This is a genomic window from Microbacterium foliorum (assembly GCF_006385575.1).
GTDB classification, from domain to species: Bacteria; Actinomycetota; Actinomycetes; order Actinomycetales; family Microbacteriaceae; genus Microbacterium; species Microbacterium foliorum_B.
Map to the genome: position 1 here is coordinate 2,229,929 of NZ_CP041040.1, position 23,279 is coordinate 2,253,207.

Genomic DNA, 23,279 nt, shown 5'->3' on the forward strand with positions numbered 1-23,279 from the left:
AGATTACCGGTCGACGGGCTCCGGCTTGACGTGGTCGGCACGGAGGTCGGTGATGGCGCTCTCGAAGTCTTCGAGCGAGTCGAAAGCCTGGTACACGCTCGCGAACCGCAGGTACGCGACCTCGTCCAGGTCGCGGAGCGGCCCGAGGATCGCCAGACCGATCTCGTTCGTGTCGAGCTGCGAGACACCCGTCTGTCGAACGGCCTCCTCGACTCGCTGAGCGAGGATCGCCAGATCGGCCTCGGTGACGGGCCGGCCCTGACAGGCCTTGCGCACGCCCGAGATCACCTTCTCGCGACTGAACGGCTCCATGACGCCGGATCGCTTGATCACGTTGAGGCTCGCCGTCTCCGTCGTCGTGAAACGGCCTCCGCACTCAGGGCACTGACGTCGACGACGGATCGAGAGACCGTCATCACTGGTGCGGGAATCGATGACCCGGGAGTCCGAGTGACGGCAGAAGGGGCAGTGCATCTGACCGATCCTACGCGGTGAAACGCGCCTCGATCGCCTCGCCGTGTGCGGGAAGCACCTCGGTCTCCGCGAGGGCGACGACTCCCTCACGCACATCGGCGAGTGCGGCGCGATCGTAAGAGATGACCTGCTGCGGACGCAGGAACGTGTATGCACCGAGTCCGGGCGCGTAACGCGCCTGTCCCCCGGTCGGCAGGACGTGGTTGCTGCCCGCCATGTAGTCGCCGAGGCTCACCGGGGTGTGGTCTCCGACGAACACGGCCCCTGCGCTGGTGAATGCGTCGGCCGCGGCCTCGGCGTCTTGGAGGTGCAGTTCGAGGTGTTCGGGAGCGTACGCGTTGCTGAACGCCGTGGCCATCTCACGGTCATCGACCAGGACGATCGCCGACTGCGGCCCGTCCAGAGCCGCCGCCACCCTCGTCGCGTGGCGCGTGGCGCCAGCCTGTCGCTGGACTTCGGCGGCGACGCGGTCGGCCAGCTGCGGGGAGTCGGTGACGAGCACAGCCGACGCCTGCTCGTCGTGCTCAGCCTGGCTGACGAGGTCGGCGGCGATGAGTCGCGGGTCGGCGGCGGAGTCCGCGACGACCAGGATCTCGGTGGCCCCCGCCTCGGAGTCGGTGCCGACGACGCCCGCCACAGCGCGCTTCGCGGATGCGACGTAGTTGTTGCCCGGCCCTGACAGCACGTCGACCGGATCGAGCCCGATCCCCGCGACGCCGTGCGCGAAGGATCCGATCGCCCCTGCCCCACCGATCGCGTACACCTCCGTGATGCCGAGCAGACCCGCTGCGGCGAGGATCGTGGGGTGGACGCGTCCGCCCTGGTCTTCCTGCGGCGGTGAGGCGAGTGCGATCTGCTGCACTCCCGCGACCTGCGCCGGGACGACGTTCATGATGACGCTGGACGGATAGACCGCTTTGCCTCCGGGGATGTAGACCCCTGCACGGTGAACGGGCTGCCAGCGCTGGGTGATCGTCGCGCCGGCACCGATCCGCGTGATCTGGCGCTCGGGCACCTGCGCCGCCGAGGCGATGCGCACGCGGCGGATCGCCTCCTCGAGAGCGACGCGGACGTCAGGCGCGAGGACTTCGAGGGCGTCGGCGATGTGCTCGGCGGGCACACGGATCTCGTGCCCGGAGACACGATCGAAACGTTCCGCCTGCTCGCGTAGTGCCTCTTCGCCTCGCTCTCGCACGTCGTCGACGATGCGTGCCGCGGTGTCGAGAGCCTCGGCCCGGGCCTGGGTGGCGCGCGGCACGGCCGCGAGCATGTCAGCCGGCGAGAGCTCTTGCCCCCGCAGATCGATCGTGCGCAAGATCAGCCTCTCGTGATGTCTGCGATGTCGTGCAGGTAGCCGATGCGACCGTCATCGTGTCTGATGACGTACGCACCGCCCCGGTCCTCGATGACGAGAGCCCAGGCGTTCGGACCTACCCGGAAGATGCTCTCGCCGCGCTCGTCGTGCACGTCACGCTCGGTCGGCGCGAGGATCCAGAAGGGCTGTGGGGCCGAGAAATCCTGCTGCGGGTTCGTCGCGGCGAAGTCGGTCTCGTCGTCGATGGCGGGGAACGCGGTGGTCTCGGCGGACGACACGTCGCGTGCGGTCGCTCCCAGCAGAGACTCGATGCTTCCGGTGTCGGAGACGATCTCGGGCTCCTGACCGCGTGATCGGCGCGAGTACGCGGGAGCGTACGCCTCATCAGAGGTCGTGTCCTCGGTTCCCGTGCCTCCGCCCGAGGCGTGCGAGGAGAGCGGCACCTGCTCGGCGAGATCGAGACGGGCGACCTCATCGGTCGCCTGCGCGTCGGACAGCTCGACGTCGATACCGGCCGACGGAGCAGCCACGGTCGTGTACGCCGGCTGGGCCGACTCCACCGTGTGCGGCGCGGGGGCAGGATCCTCCGTGTACGCCGGCGGGGCGGCGTCCGTCACGTAGGCGGTCGGGGCCGGGACAGCGTCCGTCGCGTTCGCCGCCGGGGCGGGGTGGGACTCGTGACCGACGTCGGCGGACGGAACGGACGCGAGGTGAGAAGCAGGTGCTGTCTCCGCGTGCGGCGCAGGGTCTGACTCGGAGGCCTCGGGTGTGTCGCTCTCCGCAGGGGCAGGCTCGGGGCGCGGGCGCGCGATGACCGGTCGGACCGGATTCGCGTTGCGGTGCGCGAGCGTGACGAGTCGGCCCTGGAAGTCCTCCTTGAGTCCGGGCACCAGCGGAGCGAACACGGTGAAGACGACGAGCGCGAGCGCCGCGAGAAGCTGGACGACACCGTTCCAGGGAAGCCCGAAGACGCCGAACTCGATCACGAATGCGACCGCGTTCCAGAGGGCTCCCAGCCAGAAGACGGCCGAGACGGAGAACGCCACGGAAGCGAACTGATCGATCCCCAGCGAACCGACGCGTCGGATACCGTCGGGCGAGAAGCGGCGGAGGATCAGCAGGAACACGGCGACCGTCGGCACGCCGATGGGCAGAATCCACTGGATGCCGGCGCCCCAGATCGATGCGTCGCCGACGTAGGGGAAGAACGAGGCGATGAAGGCGATGAGCCACACGCCGACGATGAGCAGCTCCCGCAGCGTGAACCCGAGGATGCCGTACTCCGGCGTCACCTCATCGTCATAGAGAACGCCATCGTCATCGGAGAAGTCCTCCTCGATCGCGACGTCGGATGCGGCCGCGGAACGGTCTGCATCTGAGTCGTCGTTGTTCAGGAAGGGTGATTCCGTGCTCATGGGGAGGGTCCTTTCGCCACGGTGCAGAGCCTCTGCGTCGTGCACCCGAACGCGTCCTGATACTACCCGGTGCGCCCGTGAGGACCCATCGAGCGGCGACGCTTCGCTGATGCTCAGCCCAGGCAGGTCGGCCCGAGCAGCGATTTGAGATCGCCGAACAGATCGGCTGACACCTTGACCGGCATCGGCACGTCAAAGACCTTCGCCGTGCCTCCGCGGTGCACGCGCAGCACCACCTCGGTGTCGCCGTTGTGGCGTCGCAGCACTTCGGCGAGCTCGGTCATCACCCGCTCGGTCGCCCTCTGCTCCGCCAGGACGAGCGCGAGGGGTCCCGCGGCGTCGAAGGAGCCGACATCCGGCGCGAACGCCGACTGCGCATGCAGGTTGAGTCCGTCATCGCGCTTCGACACGCGTCCGCGCACCGCGAGGATGGAGTCCTGCTGCAGGATGTGCTGGAACTCGGTGTAGGTCTTGCCCATGAACATGACCGTCACCTCGCCGTTGAAGTCCTCGACCGTGATCATGCCGTACGGGTTTCCGCTGGCCTTCGCGACACGATGCTGGACGCTCGTGACGAGACCGGCGACGGTGACCTGCTCGCCGTCCTGCATGTCCTCGGAGTTGATCAGGTTGTGGATCGAGATCGATGCGTGCTTCGCAAGCGGCACCTCGAGCCCTGCGAGGGGGTGGTCGGACACGTAGAGCCCGAGCATCTCGCGTTCGAACGCGAGTTTGTCCTTCTTGATCCACTCCGGCCGCGACGGCACCTTCGCAGGTGGCGCCTCTTCCATGTCGTCGTACAGGCTGTCGAAGTCGAAGCCGATCGCGCCCTGCGCCTCGTTCCGCTTGCGATCCACAGCCGCCTCGACGGCGTCCTCGTGGACTTCGAGCAGAGCGCGGCGGGAGTCGCCCATCGAGTCGAACGCACCGGCCTTGATCAGCGATTCGACGGTGCGCTTGTTCGAGACATGCAGCGGCACCTTCTCGAGGAAGTGGTGGAACGAGGTGAATCGCTCGTCCTTCCGTGCCGCGATGATGCCCTCGACGACGTTGCTGCCGACGTTGCGGACGGCACCCAACCCGAAGCGGATGTCGTCGCCGACGGCGGCGAAGTATTTGATCGACTCGGAGACGTCGGGCGGGAGCACCTTGATGCCCATGCGACGGCACTCGTTGAGGTACAGCGCCATCTTGTCTTTCGAGTCGCCGACGCTGGTGAGCAACGCAGCCATGTACTCGGCGGGATAGTGGGCCTTGAGATAGGCGGTCCAGTACGACACGACGCCGTAGGCCGCCGAGTGCGCCTTGTTGAAGGCGTAGTCCGAGAACGGGAGCAGGATCTCCCAGATCGCGTTGACGGCTCCGTCGGAGTACCCGTTCGCGTGCATGCCGGCCTGGAAGCCCTCGAACTGCTTGTCGAGCTCCGACTTCTTCTTCTTGCCCATCGCGCGGCGGAGGATGTCGGCCTGTCCGAGCGAGAACCCGGCCACGCGCTGGGCGATGGCCATCACCTGCTCCTGGTAGATGATCAGACCGTACGACTCGTCGAGGATGTCGGCGAGCGACTCGGTGAACTCCGGATGGATCGGCGTGATGGGCTGCTGACCGTTCTTGCGCAGCGCGTAGTTCGTGTGCGAGTTCGCCCCCATGGGCCCTGGACGGTACAGCGCGATGAGTGCCGAGATGTCACCGAAGTTGTCCGGACGCATGAGGCGCATGAGCGATCGCATCGGACCGCCGTCGAGCTGAAAGACGCCGAGCGATTCGCCTCGTCCGAGCAGGTCGTAGGCCCCGCGGTCGTCGAGTGCGAGGTGTTCGAGGTCGAGCTCCTCTCCGCGGTTGGTGCGGATGTTGTCGAGCGCGTCCGAGATGATCGTCAGGTTGCGCAGCCCCAGGAAGTCCATCTTGATAAGGCCGAGCGACTCGCACGAGGGGTAGTCGAACTGCGTGACGATCTGGCCGTCCTGCTCGCGGCGCATGATCGGGATGATGTCGATCAACGGCTCGGACGACATGATCACACCCGCCGCGTGCACGCCCCACTGGCGTTTCAGACCCTCGAGACCGAGAGCGCGGTCGAAGACCGTCTTCGCCTCCGGGTCGGTCTCGATGAGGGCGCGGAACTCGCTCGCCTCTTTGTAGCGGGGGTGCGCGGAGTCGAACATTCCGTCGAGGGGCATGTCCTTGCCCATCACGGGCGGCGGCATCGCCTTGGTCAGCCGCTCCCCCATGCTGAACGGGAACCCGAGCACGCGGCCCGCATCCTTCAGCGCCTGCTTGGACTTGATCGTGCCGTACGTGACGATCTGCGCGACGCGCTCGGATCCGTACTTCCTGGTCACGTAGTCGATGACCTCGCCACGGCGCCGGTCATCGAAGTCGACGTCGAAGTCGGGCATCGAGACGCGGTCAGGGTTCAGGAACCGCTCGAAGATGAGGCCGTGCTCGAGCGGGTCGAGATCAGTGATCTTCATGGCGTAGGCGACCATGGAACCGGCTCCGGATCCACGACCGGGCCCCACGCGGATGCCGTTGTCCTTGGCCCAGTTGATGAAGTCGGCGACGACGAGGAAGTAGCCAGGGAAGCCCATCTGCAGGATGATGCCGGTCTCGTACTCGGCCTGCTTGCGCACCTTGTCGGGGATCCCGCTCGGGTACCGGTAGTGGAGACCCGCCTCGACCTCTTTGATCAGCCAGCTGTCTTCGGTCTCTCCGTCGGGCACCGGGAAGCGCGGCATGTAGTTCGCCGCCGTGTTGAACTCGACCTCGCAGCGCTCCGCGATGAGCAGCGTGTTGTCGCAGGCCTCAGGGTGATCGCGGAAGAGCTGGCGCATCTCGGCGGCGGTCTTGATGTAGTAGCCGTCGCCGTCGAACTTGAAGCGGTTGGGGTCGTCGAGTGTCGAGCCCGACTGCACGCACAGCAGGGCCTCGTGCGCGTCGGCCTCGTGCTGATGCGTGTAGTGCGAATCGTTGGTTCCGACGAGCGGGATGCTCAGATCTTTCGCGAGCCGGATCAGATCCGTCATGACCCTGCGCTCGATGGAGAGACCGTGATCCATGATCTCGGCGAAGTAGTTCTCCTTGCCGAACAGGTCTTGGAACTCCGCGGCCGCGGCGCGGGCGGCGTCGTACTGGCCGAGGCGCAGACGTGTCTGGATCTCTCCCGAGGGGCATCCGGTGGTGGCGATCAGTCCCTTGCCGTAGGTCTGGAGCAGCTCGCGGTCCATGCGGGGCTTGAAGTAGTAGCCCTCCATGCTCGACAGGGAGCTGAGGCGGAACAGGTTGTGCATCCCCTGCGTGCTCTCGCTCCACATCGTCATGTGCGTGTAGGCACCGGAGCCCGAGACGTCGTCGCTCTTCTGATCGGGAGACCCCCACTGCACGCGCGTCTTGTCACTGCGATGCGTGCCGGGCGTGACGTACGCCTCGAGTCCGATGATCGGCTTGACCCCTGCCGCGTTCGCCGCCTTGTAGAACTCGAAGGCCGCGAACGTGTTGCCGTGGTCGGTCACCGCGATGGCCGGCATGTCGTAATCGGCCGCCGCCTGGGTCATCGCCGCGATCTTCGCCGCCCCGTCGAGCATCGAGTACTCGCTGTGCACGTGCAGGTGGACGAAGGAGTCGGATGCCATGCCTTCGAGTCTACTTTCGGCATCCGACATCGCAGGCCGGGTGGAGCGGTGCGGTCACCGCAGATCGAGGCGCATCAGCACCCGGGGAAAGCCGTCGAGGGTGGAACCGGTGTCGGCGGCCTTCTCGAACCCCGCGTTTTCGAACAGTCGCCTGGTTCCGACATACGCCATCGTCTGATTCACCTTCTCGCCGCGGTTGTCGACCGGGTACCCCTCGATCGCGGGCGCCCCACGATGCTCGGCGTACGCGACGGCTCCCTCGATCAGTGCGTGCGAGATGCCCTGCTTCCGATATCCGGGGCGGATGCGGATGCACCACAGCGACCACACTTCGAGGTCATCGATATGCGGGATCAGCCGATTGCGGGCGAAGCTCGTCGCACTGCGGGGGTGCACCGCGGCCCAGCCCACGGGTTCTTCGTCGAGATAGGCGATGACTCCGGGCGGCGGGTCCTGATGGCAGAGCTCGCGTACGCGGTCGGCGCGCTGCGCGCCCCGCAGCGCGTTGTTCTCCTTGCTGCCTATGCGGTAGCTCAGGCAGAAGCACACGTTCGACGTCGGCTTCTTCGGACCGACGAGGGTCGCCACGTCGTCGAACTCGGTCGCCGGTCGCACCTCGATGCTCATGCGCTCAGTCTGGCTCACGACGCCGACATCCGCCGCTGACGATTCACTCGCCGCGCAGGATCTCCAGTGCATGGTCGAAATCTGCGGGGTAGGGCGACTCGAACTGCACCCAGTCCCCCGTCGTCGGGTGCGAGAACGCAAGCCTGTGTGCGTGCAGCCACTGACGGGTCAGGCCGAGCCGCGCCGACAGCGTCGGGTCGGCGCCATAGAGAGGGTCGCCCGCACACGGGTGGCGGAGCGCCGCCATGTGCACGCGGATCTGGTGCGTGCGCCCGGTCTCGAGGTGGATCTCCAGCAGCGACGCCCCGGGAAAAGCCTCGAGCGTCTCGTAGTGGGTCACCGACGGCTTGCCGTCCGGCACCACGGCGAACTTCCAGGAGTGGTTCGGGTGCCGACCGATCGGCGCGTCGATCGTTCCCGTCAGCGGGTCGGGGTGGCCCTGAACCACCGCGTGATAGATCTTCTCGACCGTGCGCTCTTTGAACGCGTGCTTCAACCTCGTGTACGCGATCTCGCTCTTGGCCACGACCATGAGTCCGCTGGTACCGACATCCAGACGATGCACGACCCCCTGGCGCTCCGAAGCCCCGCTGGTGGACACTCGGAACCCCGCCGCGGCGAGAGCCCCGACGACGGTCGGCCCCTCCCACCCCAGTGAGGGGTGCGCAGCGACGCCGGTGGGCTTGTCGACCACGACGATGTCGTCGTCGTCGTAGACGATTCCGAGTTCGGGAACCGCGATCGGGATGATCCGCGGCTCCTCCTTCGGCTGCCATTCCACCTCGAGCCACCCTCCACCACGTAGGCGGTCGGACTTGTCGAGGGTGACTCCATCGAGGCGCACGCCTCCGGCGGAGGCGACATCGGCGGCGAAGGTGCGCGAGAAGCCCATCAACTTCGCCAGCGCCGCGTCGACGCGTGAGCCCTCCAAACCGTCAGGAACCGGGAGGGAACGGGATTCCACGCTCAGCGTCCGTCCGACGCCGAGGCCGGCGCATCGGGAGATGCTCCGTCCGGGCGGGACACCTCGGAGCGAGGATCCGCGCCGGCTTCTTCGGCCAAGGCGGCGGCCTCGGCTTCCTCGTCGGTCTCGACAGGAGCATGATCTCGCTCGCGCGTGCCGTCGAAACGAAGCCCGAGCACGACGAGCAATGCCACGGAGATCATTCCGCTGACGATGAAGATGTCGGCGACGTTGAAGATCGCGGGCATCATCCACGGCATCGAGATCATGTCGACCACGTGTCCCATGGGGAAGCCAGGGTCGCGGAAGAGCCGATCGGTGAGGTTACCGAGAACCCCGCCGAGCAGGCAGCCGAGGACAACGGCCCAGAGGCGAGAGCGGAGCCCGAAGGCCTTCCACACGATCACTCCGGCGACGACCGCGAGAGCGATGGTGAAGATCCATGTGACATCGGATCCGAGTGAGAACGCCGCACCGGGGTTGCGCACGTAATACAGCTGAAGGAACTCACCCAGCACCGGGACGGGCTCCTGCAGCGGCAGGTTCTCGGTGGTGAGGTACTTCACAAACTGATCGGCGGCCAGCACGATCGCTGCGAGAACCGCAACGATCGCGCCGGCCGCCGACCGACGAAGGGCAGGGCGTCCTGGCAAAGGGACGACCTACAGTCCGATCGCGGAGACCGGGGTCGAGTCCGTCGACGCCGACTTCTCGTCGAGGTCGCGGAGCTGGCCCTCGATGTAACCGCGCAGCTGCGAGCGGTAGTCGCGCTCGAAGTTGCGGAGCTCGGTGATGCGAGCCTCGAGCGCATTGCGCTCGCGCTCGAGACGTGCCGACTCTTCGCGCTGCTTGGCCTCGGCCTCGGTGCGGATGCGGTTGACTTCGCCTTCGGCTTCGGCGATGAGCTGAGCGCGCTTCGCCTCACCCTCGGCGACGTGCTCGTCGTGCAGGCGCTGCGCGAGCTCGATGATGCCGGCAGTCGCGGTGGCGGAACCCGACGGAGCGGGCTCAGCGGGCGCCTGGGCCGGAGCCGGAGCCTCTTCGACGACCGCAGCGGGTGCCTCTGCAGCGGCTGCGGGAGCGGCCGGCGCGTCGCCGGACTCGTACGCGGCCAGCTTGGCCTTGAGTTCGACGTTCTCTTCGAGGGCCTTGCGCCACTCGATGACGATCTCGTCGAGGAAGTCGTCGACCTCGTCCGGGTCGAAGCCGTCCTTGAAGCGGACGTGCTGGAACTGCTTGGTGACGACGTCATCCGGGGTAAGTGCCATGGTGGCTCCTTCGATGAGTTCGGTTGCCAGTTTTGGAGAATGGCGTGGTCGAGATTCGGCGCGAACCCGGGGCGCGCACCTGGGAGCCAAGCATAGTCCCCGAGCCTGTCAGTCGCGACGCCACGACACCCCAGGGTGTCGAAGTCGCACAGGTCTCAGATGAAGCTTCGGACGATGCTCATCAGGATCAGCACGATCAGGATGGTGATCGAGAACCCGAAATCCAGGGACAGCGAGCCGATTCGCAGGGGTGGGATGATCCGCCGGAAGAACCGGACCGGCGGATCGGTCACCGTGTAGACGAGTTCGGCGGCGACGAGCCCGGCGCCCTTGGGTCGCCACTCACGATTGAACAGCGGGATGTAGCTCAGAATGAGCCGCGCGAAGAGCACCAGCAGGTACAGCAGAAGAGCCAGATGTACGATGCTGGCGACGATGGAGACGACGAACCCCACGGTCTACGACTGGTCGAAGCCCGCGGACTCTGCATCCGCGTGCGCGATTCCCCCGTGGCCCGAGACCGCGATGTTCTCCGGCGACAGCAGGAAGACCTTCGACGTGACCCGCTCGATGCGGCCGTAGAGGCCGAGCGAGAGTCCGGAGGCGAAGTCGATCAGACGGCGAGCATCTGCATCGCTCATCTGCGACAGGTTGATGATGACCGGCACACCTTCGCGGAAGCTCTCCGCGATGAGCTGAGCATCGCGGTACTGCTTCGGGTGCACGGTGAGGATCTCGTTCACTGCCCCTCCTGCGGGCTGGCGCACGGCGACGGGGCGCCGTAGCGGGGTCACGGGCGCCGGAGCGGGCTCCTCGCGTTCGCGGTCGCGATCACGCTCTCGGTGGGAGCGGGCCGGGGCCGGCTCCTCCTCGTAGACCTCTTCCTCGTCAGCGAGGCCGAGATACACCATGGTCTTCTTCAGCGGGTTACCCATCGTGTCCTCCGGTTCGAACGTGTCGGGTGGTCTTTTTAGAGGTTAACCCCGGTCGGGGCGGGGTCCCGTGATTGCGGACCCGATCCGCAGGTGTGTCGCGCCCGCATTGATTGCCGCGACGAAGTCGCCGGTCATTCCTGCGGATATCCAGTCGGCGGAAGGCTCGACCTCGCGCACTCTCTCGGCGACCGTGCGCAGGCGCGCGAATGCCGAGGCGGGTTCCTCGTCGAGTGGTGCGACCGCCATCACACCGCGCAGGCGCAGCGACGGAAGGGCGAGGATGTGCTCCGCGAGCGACCGGGCATCGTCGGGCTCGACTCCGCCCCGGCCCGCATCGTCGGTGAGGTTCACCTGGACGAGGACGTCGAGGATGTCATCGTCCTCTGCGGCCCTGTGGAGCGCATCGGCCAGCCTGTCTCGGTCGACCGAGTGCACGGCATCCGCACCGCGGCGGATCGCGGACGCCTTGTTGGTCTGCGCCTGGCCGATGAAGTGCCAGCGCAGATCGAGGTCACCGAGCTCGCCGGTCTTCGACGAGAGCTCCTGCTGACGGTTCTCCCCCACGTCGCGGACGCCGAGCGAATGCAGTTCGCGGACGAGCGACGAGGGGTGGAACTTCGTCACGACGATCCGGGTGATCTCCCCCGGATCCCTGCCTGCCAGGCGCGCGGCGTCGGCGATCCGTCGATCGATCGCCGACAGCCGCGCTGCCAGACCGGACTCGGTCTGGCCCTGCGCCGGAGTCACTTCAGGAATTCGGGGATGTCGATGTCGTCATCCGCGAAGGCCGGCTCGATGCTCGTCGCCGCGACGCGCTGCTGCGCCTTCTCGGGCGCAGGCGTCTCGGCTGCGGGCTTGCTCTCCTCGTCGTTCGAGAGCGCCACCTCGGGCAGCGTGCTGGCCGCGGCCGGACGCGAGACGACCATCGGGTCGAGACGCAGCGAGGGCTCGCCGCTGTCGAAGCCGGCGGCGATCACGGTGACGCGCACCTCGTCGCCGAGCGTGTCGTCGATGACCGTACCGAAGATGATGTTCGCCTCGGGGTGCGCGGCCTCCTTGACGAGATCGGCTGCATCGTGGATCTCGAAGATCCCGAGGTTCGAGCCACCCTGGATCGAGAGCAGGACTCCGTGAGCGCCTTCGATGCTGGCCTCGAGAAGCGGCGACTCGACGGCCAGCTCGGCGGCCTTGATCGCACGATCGGCGCCGCGAGCGGATCCGATTCCCATGAGCGCGGAACCCGCGCCCTGCATGACCGACTTCACGTCGGCGAAGTCGAGGTTGATGAGACCCGGGGTCGTGATGAGGTCGGTGATGCCCTGGACACCCGCGAGGAGCACCTGGTCTGCGGTGGCGAACGCCTCGATCATCGAGATGCCGCGATCGCTGATCTCGAGGAGACGGTCGTTCGGCACCACGATGAGCGTGTCGACCTCTTCTTTGAGCTTCACCACGCCGGCTTCCGCCTGGCTCTGACGACGACGACCCTCGAACGAGAACGGCTTGGTGACGACACCGATGGTCAGCGCGCCGATCGACTTCGCGATGCGAGCGACGACTGGGGCTCCACCGGTACCGGTTCCGCCTCCCTCACCCGCCGTCACGAAGACCATGTCGGCTCCCGTGAGCGCCTGCTCGATCTCCTCGGCGTGGTCCTCGGCGGCGCGACGACCCACTTCGGGGTCGGCACCGGCGCCGAGTCCACGGGTGAGCTCACGACCCACGTCGAGCTTGACGTCGGCGTCGCTCATCAGCAGCGCCTGAGCGTCGGTGTTGACGGCGATGAACTCGACTCCGCGGAGACCGAGATCGATCATGCGGTTGACGGCGTTGACGCCGCCACCGCCGACGCCGACGACCTTGATCACGGCGAGGTAGTTCTGGTTCTGGCTCATGGCCGGCCTCCGAATAGTCGAACCTGTCTTAGGGGAGATTCCGCCGGGTTGAACCTTAAACCTCAACTAGAGGTGTAAAGTATTTCCCGGTATTGGTTTCTCTTGTTCGAAGGTAAGCGTCACGCACCCGTGCACTCGCAGCGACACGGGCGTGTCGCCCGTTTGCCGTCGAAACCTCATCCGACGACCACCGCATGCGGCGAAGTGACGTCGATCGTCGACGCCTCGGGGTTGCTCAGCAGGGTCTTCGTGAGCACTTCACTCTTCATCGGAGAGTCCTCGGAGCTGCCCCAGACGACCGTCAAGCCGCTGCTCAGTGTCAGCGTCACGTCATCGGCCGTCGTCGCACTCACTCCCGTGAGCAGGGCGCGCACCTCAGCGGGGACCGAACGCACCACGAGACCCGCGCTCTCGAAGGCCACCGAGTCGGTGCCCCCGTCGATCTCGAGCAGGGGCTGACCTGCCGGCTGGTCGGAGGTCGTGGCGAGAGCGACGCCCGCGGCGTCCACGAGGGTGTAACCGGCGTCCGAGCGGATGACGCCGACCGGCGTGCGCTCGACGATCCGCACCGTGAGGTCGTGAGGCGGCTTCGCCTCGAGCGCATAGGTCTCGATCAGCGGGAACGCCAGCAGAGCGGCTTTCACCTCGCTCGAGTCGACCAGAGCCAGCGGGGTGCCCACCTGCTCCGTCAGAGCCGCCTCCACAGCGGCGGCGTCCAGCGTCGTCGCACCCAGCACCGTGATCTTCTCGACGGCGAACAGCGGGCTGTACGCGGCCGCGGTCGTGCCGCCGATCAGGAGAACCACGGCGCCGATCGCGCTCAGCCAGACGATGCGTCGCCGACGCGAACGCTGCGTGAACCGCCTGATCTCCGCCCGCAGCGCCCTGCGCCGCGCTCTTGCCGCGCGCCAGACGTCGCGAGTGGACGTCGGCCGCACCGCGGCATCCTCAGCCGTCTCCGCAGCGACCTCGGGCTCCGGCCTCAGCGGGGCGACCCGACCGCCTGCCTGTTCGTCATGCTCGACGTCTCGCGCGCGGCCCCTGGTTCCCGGCTGCGCCCGTCGTCGGGGCGCGCCCTCCGCGGGACCCGCGGGAGGCGTGGGGAGCGGAGGCGGACGACGCATCTGCTAGACCTCGGTGGTCCGCAGCGACTCGAGCACCTGCGGGATGATCTGGTACACGTTGCCGCAGCCCAGCGTGACGACGAAGTCGCCGTCGCGGGCTACCGACGCCGTGTAATCGGCCGCCTGCTGCCAGTCGGCCACGAAGTGCACGTGCGAGGGGTCACGGAACGCGCCGCTCACCAGTTCGCCGGTGACACCGGGAACCGGGTCCTCCCGAGCACCGTAGACGTCGAGCACGACCGTGTGGTCGGCGTACGTCTCGAGCACGTCGGCGAACTCGCGGAACATGTGCTGCGTGCGCGAGTAGGTGTGCGGCTGCTGGATCGCGATGATCCTGCCCGAGCCGGCGATCGATCGCATCGCCTCGAGCGCCGCGCGCACTTCTGTCGGGTGGTGGGAGTAGTCGTCGTAGACCGTGACACCGCGCTCGACACCGTGCTGCTCGAGGCGACGGACAGTGCCGGCGAACCCCTCGACGGCGCGCGCGGACTCGGCCAGGCCGAAGCCGACTGAGAGGAGGACCGTGATGGCACCGGCCGCGTTGATCGCATTGTGCACACCGGGCACGGCGAGCTGCAGAGGCACGCTCTCGGGCCCCCGGCTCACCGTGGCCGAGACGGGTCCGTCCGTCACGATGTCGGTCACCCTGACATCCGCGCCCTCCGCCTGTCCGAAGGTGATGACGTTGGGGTGCGAGAGGCCTGCTCCCACGCGCAGCGCGCCGGGGTCGTCGCTCGAGATGACGACAGCCTCCGTGGCCGCGTCGGCGAAGCGCACGAACGCATCGTGGAACGCCTCGTCGGAACCGTAGTGGTCGAGATGATCCGGGTCGACGTTCGTGATGAGAGCGACGGCGGTGTCGTAGAGCAGGAAGGTGCCGTCGGACTCGTCGGCCTCGATCACGAAGAGTTCGCCCGACCCCGTCGCACTGGAGACGCCGAGCTGTTCGATCACGCCGCCGTTGACGAAGTTCGGGTCGGCACCGAGCGCCTGAAGCGCGGTCACGATCATGCCGGTCGACGTGGTCTTGCCGTGGGCGCCGGCGACCGAGACGAGTCGCCGCGAGCCGATCAGCCAGTGCAGCGCCTGCGAGCGGTGGATGACGTGCAGCCCGCGCTCCTTGGCGGTGACGAACTCGGGGTTCTCCGGCCAGATCGCCCCCGTGTGGACCACTGTGTCTGCGTCGCCGAGATGGGCGGCGTCATGCCCGACGTGCACGACGGCTCCGGCCGCCTCGAGTGCGCGCAGGTTGTCGCTGTCGGCGCGGTCGCTGCCGGACACGCGGATGCCCGCATCGAGGAACATCTTGGCGAGCCCGCTCATGCCGGACCCGCCGATGCCGATGAAGTGCGCGGAGGAGATCGACTCGGGGATCGGGAGGGAGAGGTCAGGTCTGATCATGTCGGGTTCAGTCTACTTTTCGGTGATGACGTTGCGGCGTCGCGGAGGCGTGTCTATGGCGATCTCAGGAGGCCCTGAGCGCGCGATCCACCAGGGCGATGAGGTTCTCCGTGCCGCTGCGGGTGCCGACCTGTCCTGCGGCCGCCTGCATGGCTGCGAGCTGCTGCGGATCCTCCATGACCGGGATCACCAGTCGGCGCACCGCATCGCCGTCGAACGTCGCGTCGTCGAGGAGACGCGCAGCGCCGGCGGCCACGGCCGAGGCCGCGTTCAGCCGCTGCTCGCCGTTGCCCACCGAATAAGGCACGTACAGCGCGGGGATTCCGAGCGCGCTGATCTCGCTCACGGTGGCGGCGCCGGATCTCGAGACGATGAGGTCGGCCAGGGCGAATGCGAGATCCATCCGGTCGACATAGCGCCGCATCGCGTAACCGGGCACCTCGGGGTCTGCGAGATCGCTGCGCTCACCCGTCACGTGCAGCAGCTGCCATCCGGCGGCCAGGACGTCGCCCCACGAGTCGGCGAGGGCCTCGTTCAGCCGCTGAGCGCCGAGCGAGCCGCCGAAGACGAGAAGTACGGGGCGCGCGGGGTCGAGCCCGAAGCTCGCGGCAGCTTCTTCGCGCAGGGCTGCGCGGTCGAGCTCGATGACCTCGCGCCGCAGCGGCATGCCCACCACCTCGCCACCTCGCAGGGGTGTCCCCGCGAAGGCGACTCCCGTGGCAGCTGCCCGACGAGCACCGAGGACGTTGGCGAGGCCGGGCTTCGCGTTGGCCTCGTGCACCACGAAGGGAACCCTCTCGCGGCCTGCGGCGACGTAGGCCGGGGCAGAGGCGTAGCCTCCGAATCCGACGACGACGTCGACGTCATGAGCGCGGATGTGATCGCGCACCTGAGCGACCGCTCGACGGAACCGAGCCGGGAACATGGCTGCCTGCTTGTCGGGCCGCCGGGGGAACGGGACCTTGTCGACGATGAGCAGCTCATAGCCCCTTTCCGGGACGAGACGGGATTCGAGTCCCTCGGCCGTTCCCAGCACCAGCACGGTCGCATCCGCGTCGCGGGCGCGCAGTGCGTCAGCGACGGCGAGCAGGGGGTTGACGTGACCGGCGGTTCCACCGCCGGCGAGAAGGTACGTGGTCACCGTGTGACCTTACCCCGCCCTGCTGAAGCGGCCCGTCCAGGCGAACGGCCCTCGGCGACGGGGATGGTGCGCGCGAACGAGAGCAGCACTCCGCAGGCGATGAGAACAGCCAGGAGCGCCGTGCCACCCTGTGACATGAAGGGCAGCGGCACACCCATGACGGGGAACAGCCCGATCACGACGCCGATGTTGAAGACGGCCTGCCCGGTGATCCAGACGGTGATGCCACCGGCTGCGACGCGGATGAACGGGTCTGCGGTCTTGCGGATGATGTGGAAGGCGCCGACCGTGAAGAGGGTGAACAGCGCCAGCACGACGATGCAGCCGATCAGTCCCAGCTCTTCGCCGACGATGGCGAAGATGAAGTCGTTGCCCGCGGCGGGCAGCCACCCGTACTTCTCCTGCGAGTTGCCGAGGCCCACTCCGAAGACACCGCCGGAGGCCATGCCCCACACACCATGGATCGACTGATAGCAGTCACCCGTGTAGGCAGACATGTCCGAGCATGTCGCGGTGATGCGCCGCATGCGGTCAGGGCTCGTGATGGCCAGGGCGATGACGGCGACCACCCCGAGCAGCACCGGGAGGATGAACAGCCGGAGCTTCACGCCCGAGAAGAAGAGACAGCCGAGCAGGATGATGACGAGCACCATCGCGGTGCCGAGGTCTTTGCCCGCGATGACCGTTCCGATCGCCAGCGCGCCGACAGGCACGACCGGGATGAAGACCTGGTGCCAGGTGCCGAGCATGGTCTGCTTGCGCATCAGAACGAAGCCGATCCACAGTGCGAGTGCGAGCTTGAGGAACTCGGACGGCTGCAGGGTGAACCCCGCGATCATGATCCAGTTGCGGTTTCCGCCGTCCTCGATGCCGAGCGGCGTGAAGACGAGAAGCTGCAGCGCGATGGCGCCGAATAGCGCGGGCCAGGCCATGCGCTTGAGGAACGCGATCGGAAGTCGTGAGATCAGGAACATCAGCGGCACGCCGAGCACGGCGAAGATCCCCTGACGCAGCGCGCCGTCCATCGGGTTCTCCCCGTTGGACACGGCGGTCGCGCTCGTCGCCGACAGCACCATCACGAGACCGAAGATGGTCAGCATCAGCGCGGCCGATGCGATCATCAGGAATTCGGTCGAGACAGGGGTGAATCGACGCCCGAGCGACACTCTGGCGGCGAGGCCCCCTGAGCGGGTGCTGCCGGTGTCAGAGCGGTGGGGGCGTTCGACCTGCGTCATCGGCGCTCCCCCGGTCTATCCAGTCCTGCACCGCTTCGGCGAAGCGGTGTCCTCGATCCGCATAGCTGGAGAACTGATCGAAGGAGGCCGCTGCGGGGGCCAGCAGAACTGTGCCCTCGTCTTCGACGATCCCCGCGGCGATCTCCACCACGCGATTCATGACCTGACCAGTCTCGCCAGCATCCACCTCGAACACCGGCACCTGCGGCGCGTGTCGCTCGAATGCCGCGACGACGGCCGCGCGCTCCACTCCGATGACCACGGCCGCACGGGCGGTCGTGCCGGCCGTCGCGACCAGATCGCCGATGTCGACGCCCTTGAGGTCGCCGCCGACGACCCAGACCGCACCGGGGTACGCGCGGAGCGACGAAGCGGCCGCATGAGGGTTGGTCGCCTTGGAGTCGTCCACCCAGGTGATGCCGCCGTGTCGGGCGATGATCTGGATGCGATGCTCGTCGAGCCGGAAGGACTGCAGCGCGGCGTGGATCGCCTCGGGCGCGACGCCCAGCGAGCGCGCGAGCGCACTCGCCGCGAGGATGTTCTGCACGATGTGCGGCGCGGCAAGGCCGGCATCCCGGAGGTCCGCGACGGTCGTGAGCTCGAGGGCGCTGCTGGTCCGGTCGTCCAGGAACGCGCGATCGACGATCAGCCCCTCCACGACACCGAGGTCGCTCGGACCGGGGATGCCGAGATCGAAGCCGATCGCGCGCGCGCCCTCGACGACCTCGGCCTCCTCGACCATGATCCTGGTCGCCTCGTCGGCCTTGTTGTAGACGCAGGCGACGCGGGTGTTGCGGTAGACGAGAGCCTTCGCGTCGCGGTACGCCCGCGCGCTCCCGTGCCACACCAGATGGTCGTCGGCGAGGTTCAGGCACACCGAGGCATGCGGATACAGCTCGCCTTCGGCTCGGGAGAGCCCGAGATACCAGAGCTGATGGCTCGACAGCTCGACGACGAGCGCATCGAAGCCCGCCGGGTCGCGCACCGCGTCGAGCACCGGCACTCCGATGTTGCCGCAGGGCGCCGCACGCAGTCCGCCTTCGACCAGAAGGGAGGCGGTGAGCTGCGTCGTGGTGGTCTTGCCATTGGTGCCGGTGATGAGCACCCAGTCGGCCGGAGTGCCATCAGGGCGCGGCACCTTGTCACGCACTCGCCAGGCGAGCTCGATGTCACCCCAGAGCGCGATGCCGGACTCCTGCGTCCAGCGGATCACGGGGTGCGAGGGAGCGAACCCCGGAGACGCGATGACGACCTCGGGCGCGAATTCCGCCAGTGTCTCGGGAACCTGATCGAGAGGCCCGAGCTCGAGCCGGGCGCCGATCACCGGCAGGAGCTTGGCATACTCCTCTTCCGCGGATTCGGACAGGACCAGCACATCCGCACCGAGTTCGGTCAGCGTGTCGGCCACCGAGAAGCCGGTCATGGAGAGTCCGAGAACCGCCACACGCAGACCCGACCAGTCGGAGCTCCAGCTCGTGAGCGTCGCGAGCCTCGCCTCAGTCGACACGTGTCAGCCACTCCACATAGAACAGGCCGACCGCCGAGATCGCGAGGAGACCCGCGATGATCCACATGCGGACCACGATCGTCACCTCGGACCACCCGCGCATCTCGAGATGGTGGTGGAAGGGGCTCATCAGGAACAGCCGCTTGCCGCGGGTGATCTTGAAGTATGCGCGCTGGAGGATCACCGACCCGGAGGCGAGGACGAAGACGCCGGCGATCACGAGAAGCAGCAGCTCTGTGCGGGTGAGGATCGCCATGGCGGTGATGACGCCTCCGATCGCCATGGATCCGACATCACCCATGAAGACCTTCGCCTTGGGCGCGTTCCACCAGAGGAAGCCGATCAGGCTCGCGGCGAACGACGCGGCGATGATAGCCAGGCTGAACGGATCGCGCACTTCGTAGCATCCGCCCAGAGCCGCCGTCTCGACGCCCTCTCCGACGCACGACTGCTTGAACTGCCAGAACGCGATCAGGCTGTAGGCACCGACGACGATGACTCCGGCGCCCGCGGCGAGACCGTCGAGGCCGTCTGTGAGGTTGACGCTGTTCGACGTCGCGACGCCGATGACCGAGATCCAGAGCAGATACAGCGCCCACCCGAGGATCGCTGTGAAGGCGAAGAGGTTCAGCCAGGGGATGTCGCGGAACAGCGAGATCGACCCGGATGCCGGAGTCTGATCGAACGCGTTCGGGAAGTTCAGGGCGACGATGCCGAACGGGATGATCACGACGAGCTGGCCGATGATCTTGCGCCAGCCCGAGAGCCCGAGGCTGCGCTGGCTCCGCACCTTCATGTAGTCGTCGATGAAGCCGACGGCTCCGAAGCCCACCATCAGCCAGATGACGAGAAGCGCGGACAGCGCGGGGGTGCCGCCACCGACGTACGTGCCGGTGAAGTAGCCGACCATCGTGCCGACGATGAAGATCACGCCACCCATGGTGGGTGTGCCGCGCTTCGCCTCGTGGTTCGGGTTCTCGATCGCCTCGGGCGTGCGGATGACCTGCCCCCAGCCCCACTTGCGGAAGAGCCGGAGGAAGACGGGAGTCAGGAAGAGAGTGAAGGCGAGCGAGATGGCAGCCGCCATGATGAGAGATCTCACGAGAACAATTCTCCCAGACGATCGCCGAGGTGCCGGAGGCCCACGGAATTGGAGGACTTCACGAGCACGCGGTCGCCGTCGCGGAGTTCGGTGCGCAGGTAGTCGAACGCCGCGTCCTGGTCGGGGAAGAAGATGGCCTCGCTGTCCCAGGACCCTTCGCCGATGGCCGAGATGTAGAGCCTGCGGGCCTCGGGGCCCACGACGACGATCCGCTGGATGTTCAGCCGCACGGCCAGCAGTCCGATGCGGTCATGCTCCTCGCCGGCGGTCTCACCGAGCTCGCTCATGGCGCCGAGCACCGCGACCGTCCGCTCATCCGGGCCGGTGATCTGGGCGAGAGTGCGCAGCGCCGCCGCCATGGAGTCGGGGCTGGCGTTGTAGGCGTCGTTGATGATGCGCACTCGGTCGCTGCCCATCGGCTGCATGCGCCAGCGCTCCGCGATCTCGACCGTCTCGAGACGCGCGATGGCGTCGGCCGCTGACACTCCGAGCACCCCCGCGGCGGTGATGGCCGCCAGCGCATTGCCGATGTGGTGCGCGCCGAGCACCTGCAGGCGCAGGGGCAGGCTCTCCCCCGCCGCTTCGATGATGCACGAGGTGCCGGATGCGGTGACCTCGAGGTCGTGGGCCTGCACGTCTGCGGTGGCACTCTGGCCGAAGCTGACGACCTGCATGCCCCGCGACTCGGCGAGCTCGCCCATCGCGGCCACGCGGGCGTCGTCGATGTTGAGCACAGCTGTGCCTGAGGGGCGTGCAGCGGCCACGAGCTCGGACTTGGCCTTGGCTGTCGCCTCGATGCCGCCGAATCCGCCGGCATGCGCCATTCCGACCATCAGCACCACCGCGACGTCCGGCTCCACGAGTCCGGCGAGACGGGCGATGCTCCCCGGCGCATCCGCGCCGAACTCACTGACGAGGAAGCGCGTGCCGTCCGTGACGCGCAGCATGGTGACCGGTGCGCCCACCTCGTTGTTGTACGAGTTGATCGGCGCGACGGTCTCACCCTCGTCGGCGAGGATGCGGGCGAGGAAGTTCTTCGTCGTCGTCTTGCCGTTCGATCCGGTGATCCCGACGATCTTCAGATCTCCCGCCGCGCGCACGCGCGCGACCACCTCGCGCGCGAGGTCGGCGAGAGCGACGACGACGTCGGGCACGACGATCTGCGCGATCTCCTCATCGACCTCGTGCTCGACGATCGCGAGAGCGGCACCGGCGGCCAGCGCCGACCCGACGAACCGATGTCCGTCGGTCTCGGCTCCTGGCTTCGCGACGAAGACGGATCCGGGCGCCATGTTGCGCGAGTCGGTGTCGACCACACCGTCGATGACGGTGTCGGCGGTCGAAGAACCGGCGAGGCGGAGATCACCCCCGACGACGGCGGCGATCTCAGCAAGCGACAGGGCGATCATGACGTCTCCAGGCGCGGCAGGGCGCCGTCTATTCGAACTTGGGAAGCAGTGCGTCCATCGGGCTGGAGGACGGCATCACGCGGTAGGTCTTCATGGTCTGGGTCATCGCCTTCTGGAAGGCAGAAGCGGTAGCAGCAGACGATGTAACTCTAGTCGGCTCATCGAGAGTCACCACCACGACGTACTGCGGATCGTCGACCGGCGCGAAGCCCACCATGCTGGTGTAGTACACGCCCGACTTGTATCCGCCCTTGCCGTCAGGGATCTGCGCAGTACCCGTCTTGCTCGTCACACGGTAGCCGGGCACCTGGATGCGGTCGGCGTTGCCTCCCTGAACGGCGACGTTCTCGAGCATGCGCGTCAGGTCGGCTGCGGTCTCGGGCTTGACGATCTGCTCTGACTCGGGCGCCTCGGGTGTGACCACCGTGCCGTCGGGCGCCGTGCACGACTCGACCAGCGAGAGGCCGATCTTCTCGCCGCCGTTCGCGATCGCCTGATACGCGCCGGCGAGCTGGGGAGCGGTGACCGTGAAGTACTGACCGAACGTGGTCGTGTAGAGCGACTGGTTGTCCCAGTCGCTCGTGGGGTGGATCTCCCCGGACGTCTCGTTGGGGAACCCGATCGTCGTGTCGCCCACGCCGAAGCGCTCGAGGTAGTCGTGCCGGATGTCGGGGCTCACCATGGTGCCGAACTTCGACAGTGCGACGTTCGAGGAGTCGATCAGCGCGCCGGCGAGGGTGTACTGGAACGTGGGGTGGACGAACGCGTCGTTGATCACGGCACCGTTGTCGAACTTCTCATGCGAGGACGCCGACACGGTCGGACTCGTCATGGTCACGCCGGCGTTCTCCATGACGGCCGCAGCGGTCACCGCTTTGAAGGTCGACCCCGGCTCGAACGGGTAGGTGAAGAGCTTGCTGGTCCAGGTCTCCGGCGACGATGCGTCGAGATCGTTGGGGTCCATGGTCGGCCATTCGGCGGCTGCACGGATCTTTCCGGTGCCGACCTCGACCACGGTGACAGTGCCGCCCTTGGCGCCCTGGGCCTGCGCCTCCTCGGCGATCATCTGCTGCATGTACCACTGCAGATCACTGTTGACCGTCAGCTGCACGGTGCCGCCGTCGACGGCATCCACCCTGCTCTCGCTGCCGGGGATGACGACGTTGTTCTTGCCCGTGCGATACGACTCTTCGCCGTCGGTCGGAGCGAGGCACTTCTCGTCCATCTTCTCGACCCCGGTCTGCGCGGCGCCCGTTCCGTCGAGGTATCCCAGCAGGTTTCCCGCCACAGCGCCGTTCGGGTAGACCCGAACCTCGCGCGGCTTCATCTCGAGGTACGACGACACCTTGAGTTCGCGGAGTTCGATGTACTTCTCGGTGCTGAGGCCCTTGACCAGCGGGAGGTACTGCGAATCAGGGTTCTCCGCGAGCTCCGCTGCGACCTCGGCCCGCAGCTCGTCTGCATCGATGCCCATGATCTCGGCCATGCGGGTCGATGCCTCGGCCCACGGCAGTTTCGGCGGATTCTTCTCGTCCTCCTCCAGCAGCCGGATGACCTGGGGGCTGAGCTGCGCGTCGTAGACCAGGACGCTCTCGGCGAGCACCGATCCCTCGCTGTCGACCACTGAACCGCGCTCGCCCGGAATGGAGGTGCGGTGCGCGATGAACTCGAGCGACTGGGCAACATGCTCATCCGCCTTCACAACCTGGATGTCGACGAGACGCACGACGAATGCCGCCAGGACCGCCAGGATCACCGCGAGCGCGACGACCGTGCGGCGCCGCGGCGTCCGTGTTGCTCGTGTCGTCATGGACTCTCTCCGTCAGGTCTCGGTG

General features: G+C 67.3%; 20 protein-coding genes. All 20 read right to left on the reverse strand.

All coding sequences use genetic code 11. The annotated features are described in order from the left end of the window. Window positions 1–3: 3 nt before the first annotated feature. A complete protein-coding gene (gene nrdR, locus FIV50_RS10760) occupies window positions 4–474 on the reverse strand; it encodes a transcriptional regulator NrdR (RefSeq protein WP_056307011.1) in 471 nt (156 codons plus the stop codon). A gap of 10 nt (window positions 475–484) precedes the next feature. After that, complete coding sequence (gene hisD / locus FIV50_RS10765; protein WP_181164383.1) at window positions 485–1,792, reverse strand: histidinol dehydrogenase; 1,308 nt, start codon at window positions 1,790–1,792, stop codon at window positions 485–487. Further along, a complete protein-coding gene (locus tag FIV50_RS10770; protein ID WP_140037435.1) occupies window positions 1,792–3,204 on the reverse strand; it encodes a hypothetical protein in 1,413 nt (470 codons plus the stop codon). Before FIV50_RS10770 ends, hisD begins: the two co-directional genes overlap by 1 nt. Before the next feature lie 113 nt (window positions 3,205–3,317). After that, window positions 3,318–6,836 (reverse strand): DNA polymerase III subunit alpha, encoded by a 3,519-nt coding sequence (gene dnaE, locus FIV50_RS10775; RefSeq protein ID WP_140037436.1) that lies wholly within the window; start codon window positions 6,834–6,836, stop codon window positions 3,318–3,320. A 54-nt stretch (window positions 6,837–6,890) separates the two neighbouring features. Beyond that, window positions 6,891–7,463 carry a GNAT family N-acetyltransferase gene (locus FIV50_RS10780; protein WP_140037437.1) on the reverse strand — a complete coding sequence of 191 codons (573 nt, stop codon included), beginning with the start codon at window positions 7,461–7,463 and terminating at the stop codon, window positions 6,891–6,893. Window positions 7,464–7,506: 43 nt separating this feature from the next. Beyond that, a complete protein-coding gene (locus tag FIV50_RS10785; RefSeq protein WP_140037438.1) occupies window positions 7,507–8,427 on the reverse strand; it encodes an RluA family pseudouridine synthase in 921 nt (306 codons plus the stop codon). A 2-nt stretch (window positions 8,428–8,429) separates the two neighbouring features. Further along, entirely contained in the window at window positions 8,430–9,080 is a 651-nt protein-coding gene (gene lspA, locus FIV50_RS10790) for a signal peptidase II (protein WP_258184219.1), read from the reverse strand. 9 nt (window positions 9,081–9,089) lie between these two features. Then, window positions 9,090–9,695, reverse strand: coding sequence for a DivIVA domain-containing protein (locus FIV50_RS10795; RefSeq protein ID WP_042538426.1), 606 nt, complete (start codon window positions 9,693–9,695; stop codon window positions 9,090–9,092). 155 nt (window positions 9,696–9,850) lie between these two features. Continuing rightward, window positions 9,851–10,150 carry a YggT family protein gene (locus FIV50_RS10800; RefSeq protein ID WP_042538428.1) on the reverse strand — a complete coding sequence of 100 codons (300 nt, stop codon included), beginning with the start codon at window positions 10,148–10,150 and terminating at the stop codon, window positions 9,851–9,853. A 3-nt stretch (window positions 10,151–10,153) separates the two neighbouring features. Further along, window positions 10,154–10,630: a cell division protein SepF gene (locus FIV50_RS10805; RefSeq protein WP_042538430.1), complete on the reverse strand. Its 477-nt coding sequence runs from the start codon at window positions 10,628–10,630 to the stop codon at window positions 10,154–10,156. Between the two features lie 42 nt (window positions 10,631–10,672). Then, window positions 10,673–11,377 (reverse strand): YggS family pyridoxal phosphate-dependent enzyme, encoded by a 705-nt coding sequence (locus tag FIV50_RS10810; RefSeq protein WP_181164201.1) that lies wholly within the window; start codon window positions 11,375–11,377, stop codon window positions 10,673–10,675. After that, window positions 11,374–12,525 carry a cell division protein FtsZ gene (ftsZ, locus tag FIV50_RS10815; protein ID WP_042538433.1) on the reverse strand — a complete coding sequence of 384 codons (1,152 nt, stop codon included), beginning with the start codon at window positions 12,523–12,525 and terminating at the stop codon, window positions 11,374–11,376. The genes FIV50_RS10810 and ftsZ overlap by 4 nt, the downstream gene beginning before the upstream one ends. 176 nt (window positions 12,526–12,701) lie before the next feature. Continuing rightward, on the reverse strand, window positions 12,702–13,649 hold the full coding sequence (locus FIV50_RS10820) for an FtsQ-type POTRA domain-containing protein (protein ID WP_140037439.1): 948 nt from the start codon (window positions 13,647–13,649) through the stop codon (window positions 12,702–12,704). Window positions 13,650–13,652: 3 nt separating this feature from the next. Further along, window positions 13,653–15,050: a UDP-N-acetylmuramate--L-alanine ligase gene (gene murC, locus FIV50_RS10825; protein ID WP_140037440.1), complete on the reverse strand. Its 1,398-nt coding sequence runs from the start codon at window positions 15,048–15,050 to the stop codon at window positions 13,653–13,655. Between the two features lie 64 nt (window positions 15,051–15,114). After that, on the reverse strand, window positions 15,115–16,191 hold the full coding sequence (locus tag FIV50_RS10830) for a UDP-N-acetylglucosamine--N-acetylmuramyl-(pentapeptide) pyrophosphoryl-undecaprenol N-acetylglucosamine transferase (protein ID WP_140037441.1): 1,077 nt from the start codon (window positions 16,189–16,191) through the stop codon (window positions 15,115–15,117). Next, on the reverse strand, window positions 16,188–17,426 hold the full coding sequence (gene ftsW / locus FIV50_RS10835) for a putative lipid II flippase FtsW (RefSeq protein ID WP_140037442.1): 1,239 nt from the start codon (window positions 17,424–17,426) through the stop codon (window positions 16,188–16,190). The genes FIV50_RS10830 and ftsW overlap by 4 nt, the downstream gene beginning before the upstream one ends. Further along, window positions 17,395–18,933, reverse strand: coding sequence for a UDP-N-acetylmuramoyl-L-alanine--D-glutamate ligase (gene murD / locus FIV50_RS10840; RefSeq protein ID WP_140037443.1), 1,539 nt, complete (start codon window positions 18,931–18,933; stop codon window positions 17,395–17,397). Before murD ends, ftsW begins: the two co-directional genes overlap by 32 nt. Continuing rightward, a complete protein-coding gene (gene mraY, locus FIV50_RS10845) occupies window positions 18,923–20,035 on the reverse strand; it encodes a phospho-N-acetylmuramoyl-pentapeptide-transferase (RefSeq protein ID WP_056377159.1) in 1,113 nt (370 codons plus the stop codon). The genes murD and mraY overlap by 11 nt, the downstream gene beginning before the upstream one ends. Next, entirely contained in the window at window positions 20,032–21,444 is a 1,413-nt protein-coding gene (locus FIV50_RS10850) for a UDP-N-acetylmuramoyl-tripeptide--D-alanyl-D-alanine ligase (protein ID WP_140037444.1), read from the reverse strand. The genes mraY and FIV50_RS10850 overlap by 4 nt, the downstream gene beginning before the upstream one ends. A gap of 28 nt (window positions 21,445–21,472) precedes the next feature. Continuing rightward, entirely contained in the window at window positions 21,473–23,254 is a 1,782-nt protein-coding gene (locus FIV50_RS10855) for a peptidoglycan D,D-transpeptidase FtsI family protein (RefSeq protein WP_140037445.1), read from the reverse strand. Between the last annotated feature and the right edge of the window lie 25 nt (window positions 23,255–23,279).

Coding starts and splice junctions, on each gene's coding strand:
- FIV50_RS10805 (WP_042538430.1), bottom strand. CDS start 10,630: ATGGGTAACCCGCTGAAGAAGACCATGGTGTATCTCGGCCTCGCTGAC.
- ftsW (WP_140037442.1), bottom strand. CDS start 17,426: ATGACGCAGGTCGAACGCCCCCACCGCTCTGACACCGGCAGCACCCGC.
- FIV50_RS10780 (WP_140037437.1), bottom strand. CDS start 7,463: ATGAGCATCGAGGTGCGACCGGCGACCGAGTTCGACGACGTGGCGACC.
- ftsZ (WP_042538433.1), bottom strand. CDS start 12,525: ATGAGCCAGAACCAGAACTACCTCGCCGTGATCAAGGTCGTCGGCGTC.
- FIV50_RS10850 (WP_140037444.1), bottom strand. CDS start 21,444: ATGATCGCCCTGTCGCTTGCTGAGATCGCCGCCGTCGTCGGGGGTGAT.
- nrdR (WP_056307011.1), bottom strand. CDS start 474: ATGCACTGCCCCTTCTGCCGTCACTCGGACTCCCGGGTCATCGATTCC.
- FIV50_RS10770 (WP_140037435.1), bottom strand. CDS start 3,204: ATGAGCACGGAATCACCCTTCCTGAACAACGACGACTCAGATGCAGAC.
- FIV50_RS10795 (WP_042538426.1), bottom strand. CDS start 9,695: ATGGCACTTACCCCGGATGACGTCGTCACCAAGCAGTTCCAGCACGTC.
- murC (WP_140037440.1), bottom strand. CDS start 15,050: ATGATCAGACCTGACCTCTCCCTCCCGATCCCCGAGTCGATCTCCTCC.
- FIV50_RS10820 (WP_140037439.1), bottom strand. CDS start 13,649: ATGCGTCGTCCGCCTCCGCTCCCCACGCCTCCCGCGGGTCCCGCGGAG.
- FIV50_RS10855 (WP_140037445.1), bottom strand. CDS start 23,254: ATGACGACACGAGCAACACGGACGCCGCGGCGCCGCACGGTCGTCGCG.
- dnaE (WP_140037436.1), bottom strand. CDS start 6,836: ATGGCATCCGACTCCTTCGTCCACCTGCACGTGCACAGCGAGTACTCG.